Annotated in this window: 18 protein-coding genes; 14 read left to right on the forward strand and 4 right to left on the reverse strand. The window is 74.1% G+C overall.

The genetic code is table 11. The features are described from left to right. Positions 1-440: 440 nt before the first annotated feature. Positions 441-1,784: an SWIM zinc finger family protein gene (locus AB0D66_RS25840; protein WP_362308051.1), complete on the reverse strand. Its 1,344-nt coding sequence runs from the start codon at positions 1,782-1,784 to the stop codon at positions 441-443. Positions 1,785-1,918: 134 nt separating this feature from the next. Between AB0D66_RS25840 and AB0D66_RS25845 the strand changes: the two genes are divergently transcribed. The 5 genes from AB0D66_RS25845 (at position 1,919) to sucD (ending at position 9,200) form a co-directional block, all read left to right on the forward strand. Next, positions 1,919-3,025: an AAA family ATPase gene (locus AB0D66_RS25845; RefSeq protein WP_362308054.1), complete on the forward strand. Its 1,107-nt coding sequence runs from the start codon at positions 1,919-1,921 to the stop codon at positions 3,023-3,025. Then, on the forward strand, positions 3,022-5,289 hold the full coding sequence (locus AB0D66_RS25850; RefSeq protein ID WP_362308057.1) for a DUF5682 family protein: 2,268 nt from the start codon (positions 3,022-3,024) through the stop codon (positions 5,287-5,289). Before AB0D66_RS25845 ends, AB0D66_RS25850 begins: the two co-directional genes overlap by 4 nt. A 419-nt stretch (positions 5,290-5,708) precedes the next feature. Then, positions 5,709-6,830, forward strand: coding sequence for a VWA domain-containing protein (locus tag AB0D66_RS25855; protein WP_362308253.1), 1,122 nt, complete (start codon positions 5,709-5,711; stop codon positions 6,828-6,830). 279 nt (positions 6,831-7,109) lie between these two features. Continuing rightward, on the forward strand, positions 7,110-8,288 hold the full coding sequence (gene sucC, locus AB0D66_RS25860) for an ADP-forming succinate--CoA ligase subunit beta (protein WP_362308060.1): 1,179 nt from the start codon (positions 7,110-7,112) through the stop codon (positions 8,286-8,288). A gap of 21 nt (positions 8,289-8,309) precedes the next feature. Beyond that, on the forward strand, positions 8,310-9,200 hold the full coding sequence (gene sucD / locus AB0D66_RS25865) for a succinate--CoA ligase subunit alpha (RefSeq protein WP_030710487.1): 891 nt from the start codon (positions 8,310-8,312) through the stop codon (positions 9,198-9,200). A 90-nt stretch (positions 9,201-9,290) separates the two neighbouring features. Here sucD and AB0D66_RS25870 read toward each other — a convergent pair whose 3' ends face one another. Beyond that, complete coding sequence (locus AB0D66_RS25870) at positions 9,291-10,781, reverse strand: helix-turn-helix domain-containing protein (RefSeq protein ID WP_362308064.1); 1,491 nt, start codon at positions 10,779-10,781, stop codon at positions 9,291-9,293. A gap of 119 nt (positions 10,782-10,900) precedes the next feature. On the opposite strand from AB0D66_RS25870, the gene AB0D66_RS25875 reads away from it, so the two are divergent. Then, positions 10,901-12,628 carry a DUF6350 family protein gene (locus tag AB0D66_RS25875; protein WP_362308066.1) on the forward strand — a complete coding sequence of 576 codons (1,728 nt, stop codon included), beginning with the start codon at positions 10,901-10,903 and terminating at the stop codon, positions 12,626-12,628. A 429-nt stretch (positions 12,629-13,057) separates the two neighbouring features. Here AB0D66_RS25875 and AB0D66_RS25880 read toward each other — a convergent pair whose 3' ends face one another. Continuing rightward, on the reverse strand, positions 13,058-13,678 hold the full coding sequence (locus AB0D66_RS25880; RefSeq protein WP_362308069.1) for a hypothetical protein: 621 nt from the start codon (positions 13,676-13,678) through the stop codon (positions 13,058-13,060). Positions 13,679-13,932: 254 nt separating this feature from the next. On the opposite strand from AB0D66_RS25880, the gene purN reads away from it, so the two are divergent. Continuing rightward, positions 13,933-14,556: a phosphoribosylglycinamide formyltransferase gene (gene purN / locus AB0D66_RS25885; protein WP_362308072.1), complete on the forward strand. Its 624-nt coding sequence runs from the start codon at positions 13,933-13,935 to the stop codon at positions 14,554-14,556. After that, on the forward strand, positions 14,553-16,145 hold the full coding sequence (purH, locus tag AB0D66_RS25890) for a bifunctional phosphoribosylaminoimidazolecarboxamide formyltransferase/IMP cyclohydrolase (RefSeq protein ID WP_362308075.1): 1,593 nt from the start codon (positions 14,553-14,555) through the stop codon (positions 16,143-16,145). Before purN ends, purH begins: the two co-directional genes overlap by 4 nt. A gap of 83 nt (positions 16,146-16,228) precedes the next feature. Here the strand turns inward: purH and AB0D66_RS25895 are convergent, their stop codons facing one another. Next, positions 16,229-16,843: a hypothetical protein gene (locus AB0D66_RS25895; protein ID WP_362308078.1), complete on the reverse strand. Its 615-nt coding sequence runs from the start codon at positions 16,841-16,843 to the stop codon at positions 16,229-16,231. Positions 16,844-17,094: 251 nt separating this feature from the next. On the opposite strand from AB0D66_RS25895, the gene AB0D66_RS25900 reads away from it, so the two are divergent. From AB0D66_RS25900 to AB0D66_RS25925, 6 genes are all read left to right on the forward strand, one after another. After that, complete coding sequence (locus AB0D66_RS25900; RefSeq protein ID WP_362308080.1) at positions 17,095-17,955, forward strand: bifunctional methylenetetrahydrofolate dehydrogenase/methenyltetrahydrofolate cyclohydrolase; 861 nt, start codon at positions 17,095-17,097, stop codon at positions 17,953-17,955. Beyond that, positions 17,945-18,379 (forward strand): DUF3017 domain-containing protein, encoded by a 435-nt coding sequence (locus AB0D66_RS25905; RefSeq protein WP_362308083.1) that lies wholly within the window; start codon positions 17,945-17,947, stop codon positions 18,377-18,379. Before AB0D66_RS25900 ends, AB0D66_RS25905 begins: the two co-directional genes overlap by 11 nt. Before the next feature lie 170 nt (positions 18,380-18,549). After that, a complete protein-coding gene (locus tag AB0D66_RS25910) occupies positions 18,550-19,539 on the forward strand; it encodes a malate dehydrogenase (protein WP_362308085.1) in 990 nt (329 codons plus the stop codon). Positions 19,540-19,662: 123 nt separating this feature from the next. Beyond that, positions 19,663-21,429: a hypothetical protein gene (locus AB0D66_RS25915; RefSeq protein ID WP_362308088.1), complete on the forward strand. Its 1,767-nt coding sequence runs from the start codon at positions 19,663-19,665 to the stop codon at positions 21,427-21,429. Continuing rightward, entirely contained in the window at positions 21,410-21,802 is a 393-nt protein-coding gene (locus tag AB0D66_RS25920; RefSeq protein WP_362308090.1) for a hypothetical protein, read from the forward strand. Before AB0D66_RS25915 ends, AB0D66_RS25920 begins: the two co-directional genes overlap by 20 nt. Before the next feature lie 614 nt (positions 21,803-22,416). Beyond that, entirely contained in the window at positions 22,417-22,956 is a 540-nt protein-coding gene (locus AB0D66_RS25925; protein ID WP_362308093.1) for a hypothetical protein, read from the forward strand. Positions 22,957-22,965 lie beyond the last annotated feature (9 nt).

The following is a 22,965-nucleotide window of genomic DNA, read 5'->3' on the forward strand; positions in this document are numbered from 1 at the left end:
GCCGACCTCGACGCGGCGGTCGCGCACTGCGCGGCCTCCGGGGGCGAGGTGATCGCCGCCCCCGCGGCCACGCCCAACGGGCGCCGCGCGGTGGTACCGGTGCCCAGCAGCGCCGCACCGACCAGCTCCTCCCAGTCCCCGTACTCCCCGTACTCCTCGCCGCCCTTGCCCATCGGACCCCTCCCTCGACACTCGTCGCTCGTCACTGCCCCCCGCTCCGGTCCCGCCCCCTCCGCGGGACCGGAGCAGTCGATGCCCCGTCCTACTGCGCTCAACTGGCGTGGTTGTCGTTCATGCAAGCCCCCCGGCTCTCGTCACCACACGACGGCGCCCCCGCGCCACCGCGTCCTTCCTCGCCTCCGCCGCCCCTGCGTGACGGCACAGGTGTCCCCAGGCCCCTAGCTCTTCCCCTGTGATTTCCTGCTGCGCCGGGCCCGCGGTCAGGCCAGCGGTACCGCCTCGGAGGAGCCCGGCTGCCAGGCGGTCAGAGGGGTGAAGCCGCGATGGCCGCACTCCCCGAACACCGTCACCGGGCTCCCGCCCGACAACGCCGCCAGCTGCCACAGACCGCCGCGCGAGCGGCTGCCCGCCCCCGTGACGGGCACCGGCAGGGCGCAGTCGCCCGCCGCGTCCGCCAGCTGCCAGCCCAGCTCTCCCGGTATCGGGATCACCGGACCGAGCACCACCGGCCAGGACTCCAGCCACGGGTCCTCCCGCAGCGCGGCCCCGTACGCCTCCAGGGCGGCCCCCGTGCCCACCCCGGCCGGAGCCTCCGGGCACGGCACGGCTGCCGCGGACCTGTCCCCCAGATCCCCCCGCAGCCCCGCCGACCTGGGCCGGAAGCGGACTTCCGCCTCCAGCACCAGCCCCACCGGCAGGGCCAGCCCCGGAGCCCGCCCGGGCGGGCCGAAGTCCAGGACCAGGGCCGGCCGCCCGCTCCCCAGCCCGCGCAGCCATATCCGGCGGGTGGTGAGCCGGCCGTCCGGCGACACCGAGTCGTACTGCGCGAGCACCAGCCAGCGGTCCCGTACGGCCTCCCCCTCCCCGGAGGCCGGCAGTCCCACGCGGCTGCGCACGGTCGCGGCCAGCTCTGCGGGCAGTGCCGACACACCCAGCCAGGCCCGGTCCAGCAGGTGCAGCAGCGCCGCCTCCTCCAGCATCCTGGCGGGCCAGCCGGGGCCGCAACTGGGTATCGTCCCCAACTCCCTTACCCGACCGGCCAGTCCGGGCGCCTGTGCGTCGACCATCCGGGCGGCGGTCTCCTCCCAGCCCGCGTAACCCGCCTGCTCCTGACCGGCGAGGCCGCCGCGCAGCAGATCGGCCAGCCGCTGCTCCAGCTCGGTGACCCCCGCACCGATCCGCGCCGCCCGCCGCTCGGCCCGCCGCCGCGCCCCCTCCTCGTCCGCCGGCCTGCCCGCGGGGGCTGCCGGCCGCTCGGTCTTCGCCGCGCGCTCCGCCAGCCACTGCGCGGCCCACTCCGGCGCCTCGCCCGGCTCGCCCACCCCCTCCGCGGACCAGAGCAGCAGCAGGCCCAGCGCGTGTTTGCAGGGGAACTTCCGGCTCGGGCAGGAGCACTTGTACGCCGGCCCCGCCAGGTCCACGACCGTGCGGTACGGCTTGCTGCCGCTGCCCTTGCACAACCCCCATACAGAACCGGAAGCGGAACCTCCGATCTGTGACCACGGCCCCGCCCCGCCGAGTCTGCCCCCCGCCTTGCGCGAGGCATCGTCAGGAGCCAGAGCCAGTACCTGTTCCGCCGTCCAGCGGACCCCCTGCTCAGTCATGTGAACCACCGTACGGACCGCCACTGACAATCGCCCTGACCAGCAACAACGGTTCGAACAGAGGGCGTTGTCAGTGGCGTGGTGCACCGTTGGAACAGCAGTCGGGAGCGGCTGCCGAGCATTGGAGGGGGACCATGACCACGCCCGAGAACGACCGCCGGACCCAGGTGCTTCGACCGCACGCCGAAGACGCCTTCGCAGACGAACTGAAAGCCCTGGCGGCCGCGGACGACCGGCCCCGCCCGGCCCGCTGGAAGCTCTCCCCGTGGGCCGTGGCCACCTACCTCCTCGGCGGCACCCTCGACGACGGAACGGTCATCACGCCCAAGTACATCGGGCCGCGCCGCATCGTCGAAGTCGCCGTCACCACTCTCGCCACCGACCGGGCCCTGCTCCTCCTCGGCGTCCCCGGCACCGCGAAGACCTGGGTCTCCGAACACCTCGCCGCCGCCGTCAGCGGAGACTCCACCCTCCTCGTCCAGGGCACCGCCGGCACCCCCGAGGAGGCCATCCGCTACGGCTGGAACTACGCCCGGCTGCTCGCCCACGGCCCCAGCCGCGGGGCTCTCGTCCCCAGCCCCGTCATGCGGGCCATGGCCGACGGCATGACCGCCCGCGTCGAGGAGCTCACCCGCATCCCCGCCGACGTCCAGGACACGCTCATCACCGTCCTGTCCGAGAAGACCCTCCCGATACCGGAGCTCGGCGAAGAGGTGCAGGCCGTCGGCGGGTTCAACCTGATCGCCACCGCCAACGACCGCGACCGCGGGGTCAACGAGCTCTCCAGTGCGCTGCGCCGGCGCTTCAACACCGTCGTCCTGCCGCTGCCCGCCACCGCCGACGCCGAGGTCGACATCGTCGCCCGCCGCGTCGACCAGATGGGCCGCGCCCTCGACCTGCCGGCCGTGCCCGAGGGCCTTGAGGAGATCCGCCGCGTCGTCACCGTCTTCCGCGAGCTGCGCGACGGGGTCACCGGCGACGGCCGGACGAAGGTGAAATCGCCCAGCGGCACCCTGTCCACCGCCGAGGCCATCTCCGTCGTCACGGGCGGCCTGGCCCTCGCCGCCCACTTCGGGGACGGCGTCCTGCGCCCCTCCGACGTGGCCGCCGGGATCCTCGGAGCCGTCGTCCGCGACCCCGCCGCCGACAAGGTGGTCTGGCAGGAGTACCTGGAGGCCGTGGTCCGCGAGCGGGACGGCTGGAAGGACTTCTACCGGGCCTGCCGGGAGGTGACGGCATGAGCCCGCTGCTGCTGGGCGTACGGCACCACGGGCCCGGCTCGGCCCGCGCCGTGCGCGCCGCGCTCGACGCGGCGAAACCGGCGGCCGTGCTCATCGAGGGGCCGCCCGAGGGGGACGCACTGCTCGGCCTGGCCGCCGATCCCGCGATGCGGCCGCCCGTGGCGCTGCTCGCACACGCCGCGGACGATCCCGGCCGCGCCGCGTTCTGGCCGCTGGCCGGCTTCTCCCCGGAGTGGATCGCGATCCGCTGGGCGCAGGAGGCGGGCGTACCGGTGCGGTTCATGGACCTCCCGGCCGCCCACACGCTGGCCCGCCGGGAGGACGGGGACGGCGAGGAGCCCGCATCCGTACGGGTGGACCCCCTCGCGGTGCTGGCCGAGACCGCCGGGTACGACGACCCGGAGCGCTGGTGGGAGGACGTGGTCGAACACCGGGGCACCGGGGCCGTGCCGGACCCGCTGGCCGCGTTCGAGGCGCTCGGGGAGGCCATGGGCGCCCTGCGCGAGGCGTACGGCGACGGAGGCCACGCCCGCGACCTCGTGCGCGAGGCCCACATGCGCCAGCGGATGCGGGCCGCGCGCAGGGAGTTCGGCGACGCGTACGCCGTGGTGTGCGGGGCCTGGCACGTCCCCGCACTGCGGGCCAAGGCCACCGCGGCCGCCGACAAGGCGCTGCTCACCGGCCTGCCGAAGGTCAAGGTGGAGACCACCTGGGTGCCCTGGACCCACCGCAGGCTGGCCCGGGCCGGGGGGTACGGCGCCGGGATCACCTCGCCCGGCTGGTACGCCCACCTCTTCGAGGCCCGGGACCGGCCCGTGGAGCGGTGGCTGACCAAGGTCGCCGGGCTGCTCCGGGAGGAGGACCGTCAGGTCTCCTCGGCACACGTCATCGAGGCGGTCCGGCTGGCCGGGACGCTGGCCGCGATGCGCGGGAGACCCCTGGCCGGGCTGACGGAGACGCTGGAAGCGGTCCGGGCGGTGATGTGCGACGGATCCGAGGTGCCGCTCGCGCTGATCGAGGACCGGCTCGTCGTCGGGGACGTGCTCGGGGAGGTCCCGGACACGGCGCCCGTCGTACCGCTCCAGCGCGACCTCACCCGCCGGCAGCGCTCGCTGCGGCTCAAACCCGAGGCCCAGGACCGCGAGCTGGAGCTCGACCTGCGCAAGGAGGCGGACGCGGCGAAGTCGCTGCTGCTGCACCGGTTGCGGCTGCTCGGCATCGACTGGGGCATACCGGCCGCCTCCCGGGGCAGCACCGGGACCTTCCGGGAGACCTGGCGGCTGCGTTGGGAGCCGGAGCTGTCGGTGCGGGTCGCGGAGGCCGGGATCTGGGGCACCACCGTCCTCGCGGCGGCCACCGCCAAGGCGGAGGCGGACGCGGCCGGCGCCGGGGAGCTGGGCGAGGTCACCGCGCTGGCCGAGCGGTGCCTGCTCGCCGGGCTGTCGGAGGCGCTGCCCGCCGTCCTGCGGGCGCTCGCGGACCGGGCCGCGCTGGACACCGACGTGGCGCGGCTCGCCAAGGCCCTGCCCGCGCTGGCCCGTTCGCTGCGGTACGGGGACGTCCGCGGCACCGACGCGGCGGCCCTCGGCACGGTGGCGGCCGGGCTCGCCGAGCGGATATGCGTGGCGCTGCCGCCCGCCTGCGCCGCCGGGCTCGACGCCGACGCGGCGGCGGAGCTGCGCGGCCACGTGGACGGGGTGCACGGGGCGGTCGGGCTGCTGGCGGACGCGGACGAGGGACTGCGCGAGCGCTGGTCGGCCGTGCTGGGCTCGTTGGCGGTCCGGGAGAGCGTGCCGGGGCTGATCCGCGGCCGCGCGGTCCGGCTGCTGCTCGACGACGGGCGGCTGCCGGACGAGGAGACGGCCCGGCTGATGGGGCTCGCCCTGTCACCGGCGGGCGACCCGGCCGACGCGGCGGGCTGGATCGAGGGCTTCGCGGGCGGCAGTTCGGGCGGCGGGACCCTGCTGGTCCACGACGCGCGGCTGCTGGGCCTGATCGACAGCTGGCTGACGGGGGTGCCGGAGCGGGCGTTCACCGACGTACTGCCGTTGCTGCGGCGCACGTTCGGGGCGTACGAGCCGGGCGTGAAGCGGACCCTGGGCGAGCTGGTCCGCCGGGGGCCCGGCGGGCCGGCTCGGGCTCGGGCGGGGGCGGGGGCGGGGGCCGAGGGGTTCGGCCGGGAGCTGGACGAGGTCCGGGCGGATGCGGTGGTGGGGCTGGTCCGGATGCTGCTCTCGCCTGCGGGCGGGGTGGGGGTGGCGTGAGGGCGCGCCACCGGCCGGCCGGGTTGCGGCTCCGCGGTCCCCGGGCCCGGGAGTGGCGGGGCTGGGGGTGCCGGTGCGGCTCAGGGATCGGGGCTCCGCCCCGGGCCCCGCGCCTCAAACGCCGGCGGGGCTGGATGTGCCGGGTGGGGCTGGGGTGTGGCGGGGCTGGGGGTGCCGGTGCGGCTCAGGGATTGGGGCTCCGCCCCGGGCCCCGCGCCTCAAATGCCGGCGGGGCTGGATGTGCCGGGTGGTGTTAGAGGGGTCGGGAGGGGATGCGTGGGGCTGGAGGGGGCGGGTGGGTTGCCGGTGTTGGTGGGTTTGGGGTTTGAGTTGTGGAGGGGGTCTGGGTGGTGAGCGGTGTGGATGTGGTGCAGGGGGCTGTGGACCGGGCCGGGAGTGAGCGGTTGCGGCGGTGGCGGATGGTGCTCGGTGGGGGAGAGGGGGACGGTACGGGCTGTGTGCTGGGCGGGCGGGACGCCGCGATGGACGCCGCGCTCGGCGCGCTGTACGGCGGGGGCGGCCCGGGCGGCCCGGGCGGGCCGCGGAAGGGGGCCGGGGCACGGTCCGCCGGGCTCGGCGGGTCCGCGCCGAACGTGGCGCGCTGGCTCGGGGACATCCGTACGTACTTCCCCAGCTCGGTGGTCCAGGTGATGCAGCGCGACGCCATCGAGCGGCTCGGACTGTCCGCGCTGCTGCTGGAGCCGGAGATGCTGGAGGCCGTCGAGCCGGACGTGCACCTGGTCGGCACCCTGCTCTCCCTGAACAAGGCGATGCCCGACACCACGAGGGAGACGGCGCGGGCCGTGGTCCGCAAGGTGGTCGAGCAGCTGGAGAAGAAGCTCGGGGCGCGCACCCGGGCCACGCTCACCGGCGCGCTCGACCGCTCGGCCCGCATCAGCCGGCCCCGCCACCACGACATCGACTGGAACCGCACGATCCGGGCCAATCTGAAGAACTACCTGCCCGAGCACCGCACGGTCGTCCCCGAACGGCTGATCGGCTACGGCCGGGCGGCGCAATCGGTGAAGAAGGAGGTGGTCCTCTGCATCGACCAGTCGGGTTCGATGGCGGCCTCCGTCGTCTACGCCTCGGTCTTCGGCGCCGTCCTCGCCTCCATGCGCTCGATCGCCACCCGCCTCGTCGTCTTCGACACCGCCGTGGTCGACCTGACCGACCAGCTCGACGATCCGGTGGACGTGCTCTTCGGCACCCAGCTCGGCGGCGGCACCGACATCAACCGCGCGCTCGCCTACTGCCAGTCCAAGATCACCCGGCCCGCCGACACCGTCGTGGTCCTGATCAGCGACCTCTACGAGGGCGGCATACGCAACGAGATGCTGCGGCGGGTCGCCGCGATGAAGGCCTCCGGCGTGGAGTTCGTGACCCTGCTCGCCCTCTCCGACGAGGGCGCCCCGGCCTACGACCGGGAGCACGCCGCCGCCCTGGCCGCCCTCGGCGCGCCCGCCTTCGCCTGCACTCCCGACCTGTTCCCGGAGGTGATGGCCGCGGCCCTGGAGAAGCGGCCCCTGCCCGCGCCCTGAGGGGGCGCGGGAGCCCAGCGGGGAATGGGCCGATCGCACGAAGTTCCAGCTCAACCGTGAGGCGATCTGTGACAGGTATCACCGCTCAGGTGTGATCTGTGATTTAGGGACCTACGGCCCACGGGGATAACCTGCGGGACGGACATGCCGCGTCCACGGTCACCGTGTGCGCCTTCCTTGTGACAGCGCCGTCACGTTGCCCTCCGCGGCACGCCCACGCAGATAGCAGACAACCGCGAATCACTGCGAATCTTTAAAAAAGACAAGGGACGGACGCGCGTGGACCTGTTCGAGTACCAGGCGAGGGACCTCTTCGCCAAGCACGGTGTACCGGTGCTGGCCGGTGAAGTCATCGACACGCCTGAGGCGGCTCGCGAGGCCACCGAGCGGCTGGGCGGCAAGTCGGTCGTCAAGGCGCAGGTGAAGGTCGGCGGCCGCGGCAAGGCCGGCGGCGTGAAGCTGGCCGCCACCCCGGACGAGGCCGTCGCCCGGGCGACGGACATCCTCGGCATGGACATCAAGGGCCACACGGTCCACAAGGTGATGATCGCCGAGACTGCTCCCGAGATCCTCGAGGAGTACTACGTCTCGTACCTCCTCGACCGGACCAACCGCACCTTCCTCGCCATGGCGTCGGTCGCGGGCGGCATGGACATCGAGCAGGTCGCCGAGGAGACCCCGGAGAAGCTCGCCAAGGTCCCGGTGAACGCCAACGAGGGCGTGACCATCGAGAAGGCCCGCGAGATCGTCGCCCTGGCGCAGTTCCCGGCCGAGGTCGCCGAGAAGGTCGCCGAGGTCCTCGTGACCCTGTGGGACACCTTCATCGCCGAGGACGCGCTCCTCGTCGAGGTCAACCCGCTCGCGAAGGTCGCCTCCGGCGACGTCATCGCGCTCGACGGCAAGGTCTCGCTCGACGAGAACGCCGAGTTCCGCCAGCCGGGTCACGAGGAGTTCGTGGACCACGCGGCCGCGAACCCGCTCGAGGCCGCCGCCAAGGCGAAGAACCTCAACTACGTGAAGCTCGACGGTGAGGTCGGCATCATCGGCAACGGCGCGGGTCTCGTCATGAGCACCCTCGACGTCGTCGCCTACGCCGGCGAGAACCACGGCGGCGTCAAGCCCGCCAACTTCCTGGACATCGGCGGTGGCGCCTCCGCCGCCGTCATGGCCAACGGTCTCGAGATCATCCTCGGTGACCCGGACGTCAAGTCCGTCTTCGTCAACGTCTTCGGTGGCATCACCGCCTGCGACGAGGTCGCCAACGGCATCGTCCAGGCGCTGAAGCTGCTCGAGGACAAGGGCGAGGCGGTCACCAAGCCGCTGGTCGTCCGTCTCGACGGCAACAACGCCGAGCTGGGTCGCAAGATCCTCTCGGACGCCAACCACCCGCTGGTCCAGCGCGTGGACACCATGGACGGCGCGGCCGACAAGGCCGCCGAGCTCGCGGCTGCGAAGTAAGGGCAGAGGTCACAGACTCACATGGCTATCTTCCTCAACAAGGACAGCAAGGTCATCGTCCAGGGCATGACCGGTGCCACGGGCATGAAGCACACCAAGCTGATGCTGGCTGACGGCACCAACATCGTCGGCGGCGTGAACCCGCGCAAGGCCGGCACCACCGTCGACTTCGACGGCACCGAGGTCCCGGTCTTCGGCTCCGTCGCCGAGGCGATGGAGAAGACGGGCGCCAACGTCTCCGTCCTCTTCGTCCCGCCGGCCTTCGCCAAGGCCGCCGTCGTCGAGGCCATCGACGCCGAGATCCCGCTGGCCGTCGTCATCACCGAGGGCATCGCGGTGCACGACTCCGCCGCCTTCTGGGCGTACGCGACCGCCAAGGGCAACAAGACGCGGATCATCGGCCCGAACTGCCCGGGTCTGATCACCCCCGGCCAGTCCAACGCCGGCATCATCCCGGGCGACATCACCAAGCCCGGCAAGATCGGTCTCGTGTCCAAGTCCGGCACGCTGACCTACCAGATGATGTACGAGCTCCGTGACATCGGCTTCACCTCCGCCGTCGGCATCGGTGGCGACCCGGTCATCGGCACCACGCACATCGACGCCCTGGAGGCCTTCGAGGCCGACCCGGAGACCGAGCTCATCGTCATGATCGGCGAGATCGGCGGCGACGCCGAGGAGCGTGCGGCGGACTTCATCGCGAAGAACGTCACCAAGCCGGTCGTCGGCTACGTCGCGGGCTTCACCGCCCCCGAGGGCAAGACCATGGGCCACGCCGGCGCCATCGTCTCCGGCTCCTCCGGCACCGCGCAGGCCAAGAAGGAGGCCCTCGAGGCCGCCGGCGTGAAGGTCGGCAAGACGCCGACCGAGACCGCCAAGCTGGCGCGCGAGATCCTGAACGCCGCTCAGTAGGCACACACACGTGCGCGCAAAGGGCGTGGCCCGCACCCCTCGGGGTGCGGGCCACGCCCTTTGCCGTCCCGTGCGCCGTCCGTCCGCCGCTCAGTCGATCCGCGGCGCGATCCGGGCCGGCCCGGCCGCCGGGTCGGCGCGCAGCTTGTCGTGGAGCAGCCTGCTCTGCTCGGTGAGCTGCGGGGGGCCGCTGAGCGGGGGCACGCCGGAGACGCTCTCGCCGGGCGCCCGCGGGGGCTCGTACCGCGTGGGCGCGGTCGCGGCCGTGTAGGCGGTCGCGGCGGCGATCACGGCGGTGAGGCTGAGCGTCGCGCGGGTCCACTGCCGGGTCCGGCGCTCGCCGTGGCCGCGTACGGCCGGCGCCGGGCGCGGCTCGAGCTCCACGGCCGGCCGCAGCGCGTCGAACAGGTCGCGCAGCAGCGCGGACTGCTTCTCGGGCGGTACGCCGGCCAGTTCCGGGATCCGGTCGGCGAGGTCGGCGTGCGCGTTGAGGAGGCGGTTGCCGGTCGCGGGGGTGCTGGCCTCGGTCTCGGCGGCGGTGTCGGGGAGGTCCAGGCCGACGCCGTCGTAGAGCAGCACCGTACGGCGGTGGACGGTCGGCAGGGCGAGCATCGCGTCGAGCAGGATCCGGTCGACGGGCTCGGCGGGGGGCTTGTCCGGGTGGCGGTGGGCCCGCCGGAAGCGGTGCCAGGGCGAGAGGGCGTACTCGTACGCGGCCGCGCGCACCCAGCCCACCGGGTCCGGGTCGGTGGCCACCTCCGGCCACTGGGCCCAGGCCTGGCGGAACGCCCGCTCCACCGACTCCAGGGCGAGGCGGCGGCGGCTGGTGAGCAGGTAGGTCTGGCGGGCGAGGTCGGGGGCGGCGTGGGCGTACAGGGCGTCGAAGGCCTCGGCCGGTCGCCGGGGCGGTGCCACGGCAGGGGGTTCGGCTTCGGGTTCGGCTTCGGTTTCGGCTTGGGGTTCGGCTTCGGGTTCGGCCGTTCCGGTGGATTCTCCGGGCTCGGCCGCCGCGGTGGAGCCGTCGGGGGCGGGCGTCGCCGTCGGCTCGGCCGGGGCGGGCGTCCCCGTCGGCTCGGTCGGGGTGGGCGGGCCGGTCGGCTCGGCCGGTGCCGCCGTTCCTGACGCGGCGACAGCAGGGCTCTCCCCGGATGCCGTCGGGATGGCCCGTGGGGTGGGCTCGGGCGGCCCGGCGTCGGCGGTCGGCGTCGCGTCCGGCGTCCCGTCCGGCGTCGCGTTCGGCGGCGCGTCCGATGTGGCGCCCGGCGTCGCGCCCGTCGTTCCGGCTGCCCTTCCGGCCGTTGTTCCGGCCGTGACCGGGGTCGACGGCTCGGCGGCGGCTTCCGGGGTTGCCGGGGTTGCCGGGGCTTGCGGGGCGTCCGGCGGCGTCGCGAGGCGGGCCAGGAAATCCGCGTACAGCTCGCGCTTTCGGCCGCGGGGGTGGGTACGGCCCGATTCCCAGGAGCGGACCGTGCTCGGGGTGACGCCCACGGCCTTCGCGACCTGGTCGGGCGTCAGCTCCGCGGCTGCGCGCAGTCTTCGGCGCTCTTTCGGTGCGGGCAGGCCCTCGACGCGTTGTGTCATGCCACACTCCCCGCGACCCGGCAGCCCTGGGCGAAAAAGTACATAAGCGTATATTGAGCGACACCACGGGCATTCGCCTGTTACCCGCTCATAGCGCGTGTCGTTGGCACCATGGCGGGGTGACCCAAGTGACCGAACGCGGGACCCCGTTGTCCGTGGCCCCGCGAGCCGTCGGACGGCGCCGCTCCCCGGCGGCCGCCGCGTGCGTGGTGGGCGGCGCCGTGGCGGCCGGACTCGGGCTCGGCTTCCTCGCCGTGCTCGTCATCGTGCTGTGGATCAGTTCCCCCTATCCCGACAGCGGCCCCGGCGGGGCCCTGCACCTCGCCGCCGGACTGTGGCTGCTCGCCCACGGGACGGAGCTGGTGCGGTACGAGACCCTGTCCGGCGTGCCGGCGCCCGTCGGCGTGACGCCCCTGCTTCTCGTCGCGCTTCCCGTGCTGCTCATGCGGAGGGCCGCCCGGCTGGGCAGCGCCTCCGAGGAGGAGGGCGAGGAGGTGCTGCCGGCCGGCGCGGTCTTCTCGGCGGTGCTCTGCGGCTATCTGGCCGTCGGGGCTCTGGCCACCGTGTACGCGGCGGGCGGGCCCATGCCGGCCGATCCGATCAGCGCGGCCTGGCACGTTCCGCTGGTCGCCGTGCTGGCCGCCGCGGGCGGCGTGTGGGCGGTACGGGGGCGGCCGCTCGGGCCGATGCCGGACTGGCTGCCGGGGGGCGTGCGGAGGGCGGTCGCGCGCCCTCGTTACGCGCTCGCGCTGCGGGCCGGGGCGGGTGGGGCGCTCGTCCTCCTGGGCGGTGGCGCGCTGCTCGTCGGCGGCTCGCTCGCCTGGCACGGTGCGGAGGTCCAGGGGTCCTTCCTGTCGCTGACCGGCGTGTGGTCGGGGCGCTTCGCGGTGCTGCTGCTCGCGGTCGCGCTGGTCCCGAACGCCATGGTCTGGGGGGCGGCCTACGCCCTCGGGCCCGGGTTCTCGCTCGGCACCGCGGTGAGCGCCACCCCGCTCGGATTCACGGGCTCGCCCGCGCTGCCCCGGTTCCCGCTGCTGGCGGCGCTGCCGCCCGAGGGGCCGGGGACTCCGCTGACCTGGGCGGTCGCGGGGGTGCCGGTGGTGGCCGGGCTGGCGGTGGGCTGGTTCGCGGTGCGGCGGGCGCGGGAGGTCTCGTACGGGGAGACCGCGCTGACGGCGGCGCTGGGCGCGCTGGTGTGCGGGCTGCTCATGGCCGGGCTGGCGGCGGCCTCGGCGGGGCCGATGGGGTCGCGGGCGCTGGCCGAGTTCGGGCCGGTGTGGTGGGCCACGGGGGCGGCCGCGTTCGCGTGGACGCTGGCGCTGGCCGTGCCGGTGGCCGTGGGGGTGCACGCGTGGCGGAACCGGCCGGCCTTCGCGGTGGATGACGGCTGGCACGACAGCGGCGTACGGGAGCTCCGCTGGGCGGCGCTCCGCGATGCGGCGGGCCGCCTGGTCCCGGACCTCGACTCCCACACCTCGGCCGAAGCCCAGCTCCATCCCAAGGCCCCGGCCCGAGCGCCGGCCCCGGGCGAGCCCAAGGCCCCGGCCCGAGCGCCGGCCCCGTCCTCGGTCGCCGGGTCGGCCCCACCCGAAGCCGGGGCCGCGGCCCGGACTCCGGCCCGGGCTTCGTCCCCCGGCCCGTTCCCGGCCCCCACGGCGGCCCAGCCCCAGCCCCCGGCTCCGGCGCGGACTCCGGTTCAGGCCGCGGCTTCGAACCCGGCGCGGCCGCCCCGGAAGGTGGCCGTCATGCCGGGCATCCGCCTGGACCTGCTCTCGCCGAAGCCGGCCGTGCCGCCGCTGGAGGTGGCCGGCACCCGGGTCTTCCCCCGCCGCAAGCCCCCGGCCTAGTCCCGCGCCTCCCCCCGGCGCAGCAGAAACGCCCCCGGCGGCTGCGGTGCCTGGGGCTCCGCCCCCGGACCCCCGCGCCTCAAACGCCGGCGGGGCTGGGGGTGGCGGGGCCGGGTGTGCAGGTGGGGCGGGGTGGGGTTGGGCGGTGCGGGAACGCCCCCGGCGGCTGCGGTGCCTGGGGCTCCGCCCCCGGGCCCCCGCGCCTCAAACGTCGGCGGGGCTAAGGGTGGAGGCGGCTGTGGTGCCTGGGGCTCCGCCCCCGGGCCCCCGCGCCTCAAACGTCGGCGGGGCTAAGGGTGGAGGCGGCTGCGGTGCCAGGGGCTCCGCCCCCGGACCCCCCCCCGCCTCAACGCCGGCGGGGCTGGGATGGTCTGCCGGTGGGACCCCGGTCCCGCGAGGGCGGCGGCGGGGTGGGTGCCCGGGGTGATGTTACTGGCGGACCTTCAGGACGTCGCCCAGGACGTTGTCCGGGAGGAGGGAGTTGCACTGGAGTTCCGCCGTGTTGGTCAGGGCGTCGTCGCGGCAGACGTAGAAGTCCTTGTACGCCAGCTGCACGGCGTACGAGCTGAGGGCCAGCAGGATCGCCAGCGAGGCCGTGACCAGGCCGCTCACCGCCGCCGTGCGCTGGGGGCGGGCCGCCTCGCCCAGGGCCGCCAGGCCGCCGCCCCGCGGGGACGACGGGCTCTGTGCGGCGCCGGCCCCCGTGGATTCCGGCTTCGCCGGCCGGCCGCGGAGCGCGCTGATGCCCCAGTACAGGGCGAGCGCCCCCAGCAGCAGCCCTACCGACGGGATCCCGAAGATCCCGAAGAAGAAGCCCCACATGCCGGCCAGCAGCGCGTAACGGGCGCGGCGCTGGATCGGGTCCGTCGGGTCCCAGCGCGTCGGTCCGCCCCGGCCGCCGCCCTCCGGGTCCTGCCGGCCGTCGCCGCCGTTGCCGGGGCCGTCGCCGCCACCGCGGCGCGGCTGCCACGGCTGGTCGGGCCGGCCTTCCGGGGGAGCCGCGAAGGGGTTGTCGTCGGTGGGGGAGTCGGGCTGGCGGCGGTCCGGCATCGGGTGTGTTTCTTCCCCTGTGTCATGGACGTCAGGGCGACGTCGCGGCGGAGGCCAGGTGGGTGAGGCCTGTTTGCGGCTTGTATGCCAGACGCTACCGCCCGGCCGTCACCCCGTCCCTCGGGGGCCGCCCGGTGTGCCGGTATCGTTGCAGGCGGTCGGTGGCTTCGTATGGTTCCCCGTATATCGGTACCCCGAAGTTTCGTATGACCACACAAAGACGAACACCGCATTCCCGTGAGAAAGGGCCTCCCATGGCCGCCTCCCGCCTGGTCGTGCTGGTCTCCGGTTCCGGCACCAACCTCCAGGCCCTGCTCGACGCCATCGACGCCCATCCCGGCGGACCCGCGGGCTTCGGCGCCGAAGTCGTCGCCGTGGGGGCCGACCGCGAGAACATCGCCGGTCTGGAGCGGGCCGAGAAGGCCGGGATCCCCACCTTCGTCTGCCCGGTCAAGGCGTACGGCAGCCGCGAGGAGTGGGACACCGCCCTCACGGAGGCGACCGGGGCCCACGCCCCGGACCTCGTCGTGTCCGCCGGTTTCATGAAGATCGTGGGCAAGGCGTTCATCGACCGCTTCGGCGGCCGGTTCATCAACACCCACCCCGCCCTCCTCCCCGCCTTCCCCGGCGCCCACGGCGTACGGGACGCGCTCGCCTACGGCGCGAAGGTCACCGGCTGCACGGTCCACTTCGTGGACTCCGGCGTGGACACCGGTCCGATCATCGCCCAGGGTGTCGTCGAGATCCGGGACGAGGACGACGAAGCCGCTCTCCATGAGCGCATCAAGGAAGTCGAGCGCCAGCTGCTCGTCGACGTCGTGGGGCGCCTGGCCCGGCACGGCTACCGCATTGAGGGACGAAAGGTAACAATCCAGTGACCGCCGTAGAGACCGCAGAGAGCAACGACCCGACCACCACCCAGCGGCCGATCCGGCGTGCGCTCGTCAGTGTCTACGACAAGACGGGACTGGAGGAGCTGGCCCGCGGACTGCACGAGGCGGGCGTCGCGCTCGTCTCCACCGGCTCCACCGCCTCGAAGATCGCCGCGGCCGGGGTGCCCGTCACCAAGGTCGAGGAGCTCACCGGCTTCCCCGAGTGCCTCGACGGCCGCGTCAAGACGCTGCACCCGCGCGTGCACGCCGGCATCCTCGCCGACCTGCGCCTGGAGGACCACCGCAACCAGCTCGCCGAGCTGGGCGTGGAGCCCTTCGACCTGGTGATCGTCAACCTCTACCCCTTCCTGGCCACCGTCCAGTCGGGTGCCACCCCGGACGAGTGCGTCGAGCAGATCGACATCGGCGGCCCGTCGATGGTCCGCGCCGCCGCCAAGAACCACCCGTCGGTCGCCGTCGTCACCAGCCCGGCCCGCTACGCCGACGTGATCGCCGCCGCCCAGGGCGGCGGCTTCGACCTCACCGCCCGCAAGCGGCTGGCCGCCGAGGCCTTCCAGCACACCGCCGCCTACGACGTGGCCGTGGCGTCCTGGTTCACGAACGCGTACGCGCCGGAGCCGGAGGCCGTGCTGCCCGAGTTCCTGGCCGGCGCCTGGGAGCGCAAGTCGACCCTGCGCTACGGCGAGAACCCGCACCAGGCCGCCGCGCTCTACACGGACGGCCAGCCGGGCGGGCTCGCCAACGCCGAGCAGCTGCACGGCAAGGAGATGTCCTTCAACAACTACGTGGACACCGAGGCCGCCCGCCGGGCCGCCTACGACCACGAAGAGCCCTGCGTCGCGATCATCAAGCACGCCAACCCGTGCGGCATCGCCGTGGACACGGACGTCGCCGCGGCCCACCGCAAGGCGCACGCCTGCGACCCGCTGTCGGCGTTCGGCGGTGTCATCGCCGTGAACCGCCCGGTGACCGTCGCCCTCGCCGAGCAGGTCGCCGAGATCTTCACCGAGGTCATCGCGGCCCCCGGCTACGAGGACGGCGCCGTCGAGATCCTCGCCAAGAAGAAGAACATCCGGGTCCTGAAGGTGGCGGGCACCCCGCACCAGCCGGGCGACCTCAAGCCGATCTCCGGCGGCGCACTGCTCCAGCAGTCGGACCTCTTCCAGGCGGAGGGCGACGACCCGGCGAACTGGACCCTCGCCACCGGCGACGCCCTCTCCGCCGCGGAGCTCGCCGAGCTCGCCTTCGCGTGGAAGGCCTGCCGGGCCGTCAAGTCCAACGCCATCCTGCTGGCCAAGGACGGCGCCTCGGTCGGTGTCGGCATGGGCCAGGTCAACCGGGTCGACTCGGCGAAGCTCGCCGTCGAGCGGGCCGGCGCCGAGCGCGCGCAGGGCTCGTACGCCGCCTCCGACGCCTTCTTCCCCTTCCCGGACGGGCTGGAGATCCTCACGGCCGCCGGCATCAAGGCCGTGGTCCAGCCGGGCGGTTCGGTCCGCGACGAGCTGGTCGTCGAGGCCGCGAAGAAGGCCGGCGTGACGATGTACTTCACCGGCACCCGGCACTTCTTCCACTGATCCGCACGGACCCGTGAGAACGGCGAAGGCCGCGACCCGCACTGCGCGGGTCGCGGCCTTCGCCGTACTGCGGCGTACGAGGATCAGAAGCGCGGGCGCTTGAACCAGGCGGCACCGGGCGCGGTGACCATCGCGGCGAGGATCAGGCCGCCGATGGCCAGGCTGATGACGCCGGCCGCCGGGCCGCCGCCCTCGGAGGCGGTGTTGGTGAAGTTGGCGAGGCCGCCCAGGATGGACAGCGCGGCGTAGACGATCGTCGTGATGCGCACGCCGTTGCCGCCCTTGGCGAACTTGGCGCCGAGGACGATCGCCAGCACGCCGAGGGCGAGGACGAAGAGACCGAGGGCGATCACGACGCCGCCGACCACGTCACCGGCCGCGCCGCTGTCCGTGGTGGACAGCGCGGCGCCGCCGAGCAGCGCGACGAGGCCGACGATGAGCTGCAGGCCGCCCACGACGAAGAGCAGGACGCGCGCGGTCTTCACCAGACCCGGCATCTGCGCGGGCGCACCCGGGTAGCCGCCGCCCGGGCCACCGGGGTAGGCCGGGTAGCCCTGGGGGGCCTGCTGCTGCGGGTAGGCGTAGCCGCCCTGCGGCGGGACGCCCTGGGGCGCCTGCTGCGGGTAGCCGTAGCCGGGCTGGCCCTGCGGGGCCTGGGGCTGCTGGCCGTACGGGTTGTTCGGGTCGCCGAAGCTCATCTGGGGTGTTCCTCCGTGGAAGTGCGGGGACGCACGGCACGCGCGGAGGAAAGCTGTGTTCTACGGTCCGCCCCCCGGCACTGCCCGCGGCACTCTTTTCCGGTCATCGTCGTCCGACCGGGCCGGACTTGTCCAGCCGGGCGCTCCGGGGCCGGTGACTTGTTGTGCAAGTGCAATGAACCCGGCGAACCCCGCGGGCCCGCGAGCGCCTTGACTGGAACCGGGGGCACTCCATCCGGGAGGATGGACGCATGACCGCCCAGATTCTCGATGGCAAGGCCACCGCAGCCGCGATCAAGTCCGAACTGACCGCCCGTGTGGCGGCCCTGAAGGCACGGGGCACCACCCCCGGCCTCGGCACCCTGCTGGTCGGTGACGACCCGGGCAGCCGCTGGTACGTCAACGGCAAGCACAAGGACTGCGCGGAGGTGGGCATCGCCTCCCTCCAGCGCGAACTTCCCGCGACGGCCTCCCAGGAGGACATCGAGGCGGTCGTACGGGAGCTCAACGCCAATCCGGAATGCACCGGTTACATCGTCCAGCTCCCCCTTCCCAAGGGCATCGACACCAACCGGGTCCTGGAGCTGATGGACCCGCTGAAGGACGCCGACGGCCTGCACCCCATGTCGCTCGGCCGGCTGGTGCTGAACGAGCCCGGCCCGCTGCCCTGCACCCCGTACGGCATCGTCGAACTCCTGCGCCACCACGGCGTCGACATCAACGGCGCGCACGTCGTCGTCCTCGGCCGGGGCATCACCGTCGGCCGCTCGATCGGCCTCCTGCTGACCCGCAAGTCCGAGAACGCCACCGTGACGCTCTGCCACACCGGTACGCGCGACCTCTCCGGGCTGCTGCGCCAGGCGGACATCATCGTCGCCGCGGCCGGTGTCCCGCACCTGGTCAAGCCGGAGGACGTGAAGCCGGGCGCGGCCGTGCTCGACGTGGGCGTCAGCCGCGACGAGAACGGGAAGATCGTCGGCGACGTCCACCCCGGAGTCGCGGCCGTGGCGGGCTGGATCTCCCCGAACCCGGGCGGCGTCGGCCCGATGACCCGGGCACAGCTGCTGGTCAATGTCGTCGAGGCCGCGGAACGGAGCACCAGTGCGGGCTGAGCGGGGAGAGGAGCGCCCGGCGCCCGCCGCCGACGCCGCCCGGTCCCGGCGCTTCCCCTCCGTCACCCGGGACACCGCCCGTCCCGAGGGCAGCGGCCGCGCCGTGCCCGGGGCCGTGTCCACGCCCGCCCGCCAGTGGCCGATGCTCAGCGTGCTCACCGCCACCGCGGCCGGGCTGCTCGCCACCGCGATGGGGCATCCGCGAATCGGCTGCCTGGTGATCGGCGTGGCCCTCATCGCGGCCTCGGTGCTGCGGCGGGTCCTGCCCTCGGTGGGCATGCTCGCGGTGCGCTCCCGCTTCACGGACATGGTCACGTACGGGCTGCTGGGCGTGGCGATCACCCTGCTCGCGCTGGTGATCGAGCCCAAGCCGCTGCTGAACATCCCGTTCCTGGAGACGGCGGTCCGCTTCACCGTCCGCTGACCGCGCCGCACGGCGCTGCCGGAGCCGAATGGGCCCCCGGGCCTCCGGCGGCGCCAGGGTCCGATAGCCTGACCGCGGATGTCTCTTCACGTCAAGATTTACTGGGAAGCGGCGTCCTCCAGCACATGGGGCGGGGACGCCCCACCGCCAGCTGTCTAACGGAGAAGGCCATGACCCGCACTCCCGTGAATGTCACCGTCACCGGCGCCGCCGGCCAGATCGGCTACGCGCTGCTCTTCCGCATCGCCTCCGGCCACCTGCTCGGCGCGGACGTGCCGGTCAAGCTCCGCCTTCTGGAGATCCCCCAGGGCATGAAGGCCGCTGAGGGCACCGCCATGGAGCTCGACGACTGCGCCTTCCCGCTGCTCCAGGGCATCGACATCTTCGACGACCCGAACCAGGGCTTCGAGGGTGCCAACGTCGCGCTGCTCGTCGGCGCCCGCCCGCGCACCAAGGGCATGGAGCGCGGCGACCTGCTCTCCGCCAACGGCGGCATCTTCAAGCCGCAGGGCAAGGCCATCAACGACCACGCCGCGGACGACATCAAGGTCCTGGTCGTGGGCAACCCGGCCAACACCAACGCGCTCATCGCGCAGGCCGCCGCCCCGGACGTACCGGCCGAGCGCTTCACCGCGATGACCCGCCTGGACCACAACCGCGCGATCTCGCAGCTGGCCGCCAAGACCGGCGCCGCCGTCTCCGACATCAAGCGCCTCACCATCTGGGGCAACCACTCGGCGACCCAGTACCCGGACATCTTCCACGCGGAGATCGCCGGCAAGAACGCCGCCGAGGTCGTCAGCGACGAGGCGTGGCTCGCCGACACCTTCATCCCGACCGTCGCCAAGCGCGGCGCCGCGATCATCGAGGCCCGTGGCGCGTCCTCGGCCGCCTCGGCCGCCAACGCCGCCATCGACCACGTGCACACCTGGGTCACCGGCACCGCGGCGGGCGACTGGACCTCCATGGGCATCCCGTCGGACGGCTCCTACGGCGTCCCGGAGGGCATCATCTCCTCCTTCCCCGTCACCACCAAGGACGGCAAGTACGAGATCGTCCAGGGCCTGGACATCAACGAGTTCTCCCGCGCCCGCATCGACGCCTCCGTGCAGGAGCTCGTCGAGGAGCGCGACGCGGTCCGCGAGCTCGGCCTCATCTGATCGCTGCTCCACCCCTTCGAAAGGCCCCGGCGCCCAGCGCGCCGGGGCCTTTTGGCGTGATCCGCCCTGTACCGAAGCCGCCCGGACCCGTACGGTTTCCTCCCACACCTGAGGGGGGACTCGGTGAGTGGCAGCAATCCGGACGGCAGAGCGCCCGTCCACCCGTCGCAGACGGAAGCCGGACGGCTCCTGTGTGCGGGCGTCTACCTCGACACCGCGTACCGCGACCGGGTGATCGACGAGCTGTACGTCCACGAGGAGCGCTTCGTCGCGCCCTCCTACGGGTTCGACGCGGCCCGCGTGCTCGCCCACGCCCTGCGCGCCCGGCACGTCGAGATCGCCTGGGCGGCGGCGGTGGCGGCGGTCTGGGCCCTCGGACTGCTGCTGCTCCAGACCTTCATCGTCTTCCTGATCGTCCCGGCGCTCCTGCTCGGCGCCGCGGGCCTGATCAGGCGCCGCCGCGACCGGACCGGCCGCGGCAGCCGGATCGTCGAGTACGTCCTGCGCGGCTACGCCGTCTGGATGCTCGGCAACGTCCTGTGGGGGGTGGCCGCCGGATTCGCCGACGACCGCGTGCAGCCGCTGCGCTTCGGGGACACGGACTGGTTCTTCTCGTTCGTCGGCGAGGTGATCGCGAAGAACCCGTTCGGCATCTTCCTGGAGTGGCCGCGGATGGGGCGGTTCTACGGGGAGGCCTACTCGTGGGTCGCCGTGCTCGTCTTCCTCCTGCTCACGACCGTCGCCGGGCTCCAGCGGGGCCACCTGGCCCGGCTCCTGCACCGCTCGCTGGACCGCGAGGGCTACGCCGCCGGGGCGGGCGACCTGGTGGTGACGGGCCGGCGCTTCGGGCGGGCCCGCGCGCGGATCCAGCGGATCCAGCACGGGCCGCTGGTCCTGTACGACGTGGGCAACCCGTTCTGCGGCGCGGGCCGGGCGCACCGGCCGTGGCAGCTGTCCGTCGAACTGCGCCCGCGCGGCGACGGCCAGGCGGAGGAGCTGGACAACGCGCAGATCGTGGACCGGATCCGGCCACGGCTGGAGGCCCTGCGCGTCCCGTCGCCGCACGGGTCGCCGGAGGCGGAGGCCTCCGTACTGGACCGGCTGCGCGAACTCGTCATCGACGAGTGCGTGTTCCTGCCCGCCGAGGGACTGCCCGACGTCGACTCCCTCGACCTGTCGGAGGAGGCGTTCGCCGAGCACCGCGCGTCCGCCATCGAGGAGGGCGGCGAGCGCCGCCGGCACTTCCTGCGCGTGCGGATCGGCGGCTGGGACGAGAACCTCGTCGTCACCGTCTTCATCCGCGTGCACACGCAGGGCGGCATGCTGATGCTGGAAGTGGCGCCGCACGTGCTGCTGCCCGTCCGGCCCGACTTCCGGCGGGCGGACGACACCGTCCAGCGCCAGCAGCGCAACACCGCCTTCGCCAAGGTGGTCTGGGCGGTCGTGAACGGCGCGGGCGCCCTCGGCCCGGCGCTGCTCGCCCTGCTGCGCGCGGTCCGCATCCCGTGGCGGATGGCCACCGCGGGGCACGGCGTGGCGATTCCGGCCGGACCGGCCGTCTCCGTGCGCGAGCTCGCCTCGCAGCCCGATGCCTCGCTGTTCCAGCTGATGGACCTGGACCGGTACCTGAAGACGGTGCAGGAGCGGATCGTCGGCGGGGTGGCCATGGCCCTGCACGAGGCGGGCTGGCACACCAGGGAGTTCGCGGAGCGGGCCGTCAACGTGGCGGAGGGGGCGGTCTTCATCCAATCAGTGACCAACAGCGCCTTCGGCGTCGGCGGAGTGAGCCACAACAGCGTCACCGGCCCGCGGGACCCGGATACGGGCCGGGGCAGGGGCGCGGCGGGCAGGGAGAAGAAGGGGAGAACCGGTGGCGACGAGCGGTGGTAGCGGCGCGGAGCAGTCCGCGGTACGGATCGGCGAGATCCACGGCAGCAGTTTCAGCATCGGCGGCTCCCACCACACCAACACCGTCCATCACGGCGGTGGTGGTACGGGGGAGGGCGCGCAGCCCGGTGCCGAGGAACTGCTGGAGGCCGTACGGGAGCTCCGCGCGGCCCTCGTCCGGCTGCCCCGCAGCCCCGACCGGGCGGCGCTGGACGGTGAACTGGACGAGGTCGCCGGTGAGTTGGAGGCGGCCGGTGAGGTGCGTGCGGGCCTGCCGGCCCGGCTGCGCGGGGCGCTGGAGCGGTGGGCCCCGCTGGTGGACTCCGTGAGCGCGGCCACTGCCCTGGCCGCCCTGCTGACCTCACTGGGCGGCTGACGGTGCCGACGGGGGAGGGTGGGGGCGGGGGCGGGGTCCGCTGGAACCCGCGGTCGCAACGCTGGGAACAAATCCCGGGCGGGCCTCCGGCCCAGGGCGGGGCTTCGGGTGCGGGCCCGGGCGGGGTTTCGGGTGCGGGCCCGGGTGGGGCTGCGGTTCCAGGTGCGGATCAGGGCGGGGCTCCGCATGCGGGCCCCGGCGGGGCTTCGGCTCCAGGTGCGGATGTGGGCGGGGTTTCGGCTTCGGGTGCGGGCCCGGGCGGGGCTTCGGCTTCGGGTGTGCCGTCGGCCGCGGGCCAGGCTCCGGCGGAGACCGCGACGGCGCCCCCGGGGCGCGGCGCGGAACCGGGTGGGGCTCCGGCTCCGGGCGCCGAACCGGGTGGGGCTTCGGCCTCGGGCACGACGACGGGTGGGCCTTCGGCTCCGGGTGCCGGGCCGGCTGGGGGGCCGGGTGGGCCCGCGGCCCCGGAGTCGGCTCCGGCCGGGGGCGGGGCCGCGGCACGGGGTTCGGCGGCGGTCCCGCCCCGGAATCCGTACGCCTACCCGCCGGGTGCCCCGCACCCGTACGCGAGCCCGCAGGGCACCCGGCGTCGGCGGGCCCCGGCGCTGCTCGGCGTGACGCTCGGTGTGGCCGTCCTCGGCGCCGCCGCCGTGGCCGGGTGGCTGTACCTGGGCCACCGGGGCGGGCCGGACTCCTCGGGCCCCGCGCCGCGGGCCGAGTCCACGCGGGTGCGCGACACCGTGGCCGGCTTCTCGGTGGGCATTCCGGCGGGCTGGCAGGTCAGCCCCGGCGAGAGCGGATACGGGACCGTCTACCGGCCCGCCGGGGGCGACCAGAGCGCCGGGCTGCAGATCGTCCGGGCCACCCAGGACGCCTTGTCGGCCTGCGAGGTCCTGCGCGAGTCCACCGGGGAGCTGAGCAAGTACCCGGGCTACCGGGAGGTCTCCAGGGAGCCCGTGGGCGGCGACGGCTGCGAGCAGGTCTACGAACTCGACGATCCCGCCTCGGCCGAGCCCCCCGCCCACGCCGTCGTGCGGCTCGTCGTCGCCGCCGACGACACCCGGTGGGTGCTCCTGGTCTACGGCCCCAACACGGACGTCCCGCTCGTGCGCGCACATCTCACGGCGGTCGTCGAGTCCTTCCGGGTGGACTGACCGGGGCCG

Source organism: Streptomyces sp. NPDC048270 (assembly GCF_040652335.1).
GTDB lineage: Bacteria > Actinomycetota > Actinomycetes > Streptomycetales > Streptomycetaceae > Streptomyces.

Bases quoted from the DNA above. Each gene is read 5' to 3' on its own strand.
- AB0D66_RS25840 (WP_362308051.1), bottom strand. From the start codon at position 1,784: ATGACTGAGCAGGGGGTCCGCTGGACGGCGGAACAGGTACTGGCTCTG.
- AB0D66_RS25845 (WP_362308054.1), top strand. From the start codon at position 1,919: ATGACCACGCCCGAGAACGACCGCCGGACCCAGGTGCTTCGACCGCAC.
- AB0D66_RS25850 (WP_362308057.1), top strand. From the start codon at position 3,022: ATGAGCCCGCTGCTGCTGGGCGTACGGCACCACGGGCCCGGCTCGGCC.
- AB0D66_RS25855 (WP_362308253.1), top strand. From the start codon at position 5,709: ATGGTGCTCGGTGGGGGAGAGGGGGACGGTACGGGCTGTGTGCTGGGC.
- sucD (WP_030710487.1), top strand. From the start codon at position 8,310: ATGGCTATCTTCCTCAACAAGGACAGCAAGGTCATCGTCCAGGGCATG.
- AB0D66_RS25870 (WP_362308064.1), bottom strand. From the start codon at position 10,781: ATGACACAACGCGTCGAGGGCCTGCCCGCACCGAAAGAGCGCCGAAGA.
- AB0D66_RS25880 (WP_362308069.1), bottom strand. From the start codon at position 13,678: ATGCCGGACCGCCGCCAGCCCGACTCCCCCACCGACGACAACCCCTTC.
- purN (WP_362308072.1), top strand. From the start codon at position 13,933: ATGGCCGCCTCCCGCCTGGTCGTGCTGGTCTCCGGTTCCGGCACCAAC.
- AB0D66_RS25895 (WP_362308078.1), bottom strand. From the start codon at position 16,843: ATGAGCTTCGGCGACCCGAACAACCCGTACGGCCAGCAGCCCCAGGCC.
- AB0D66_RS25900 (WP_362308080.1), top strand. From the start codon at position 17,095: ATGACCGCCCAGATTCTCGATGGCAAGGCCACCGCAGCCGCGATCAAG.
- AB0D66_RS25910 (WP_362308085.1), top strand. From the start codon at position 18,550: ATGACCCGCACTCCCGTGAATGTCACCGTCACCGGCGCCGCCGGCCAG.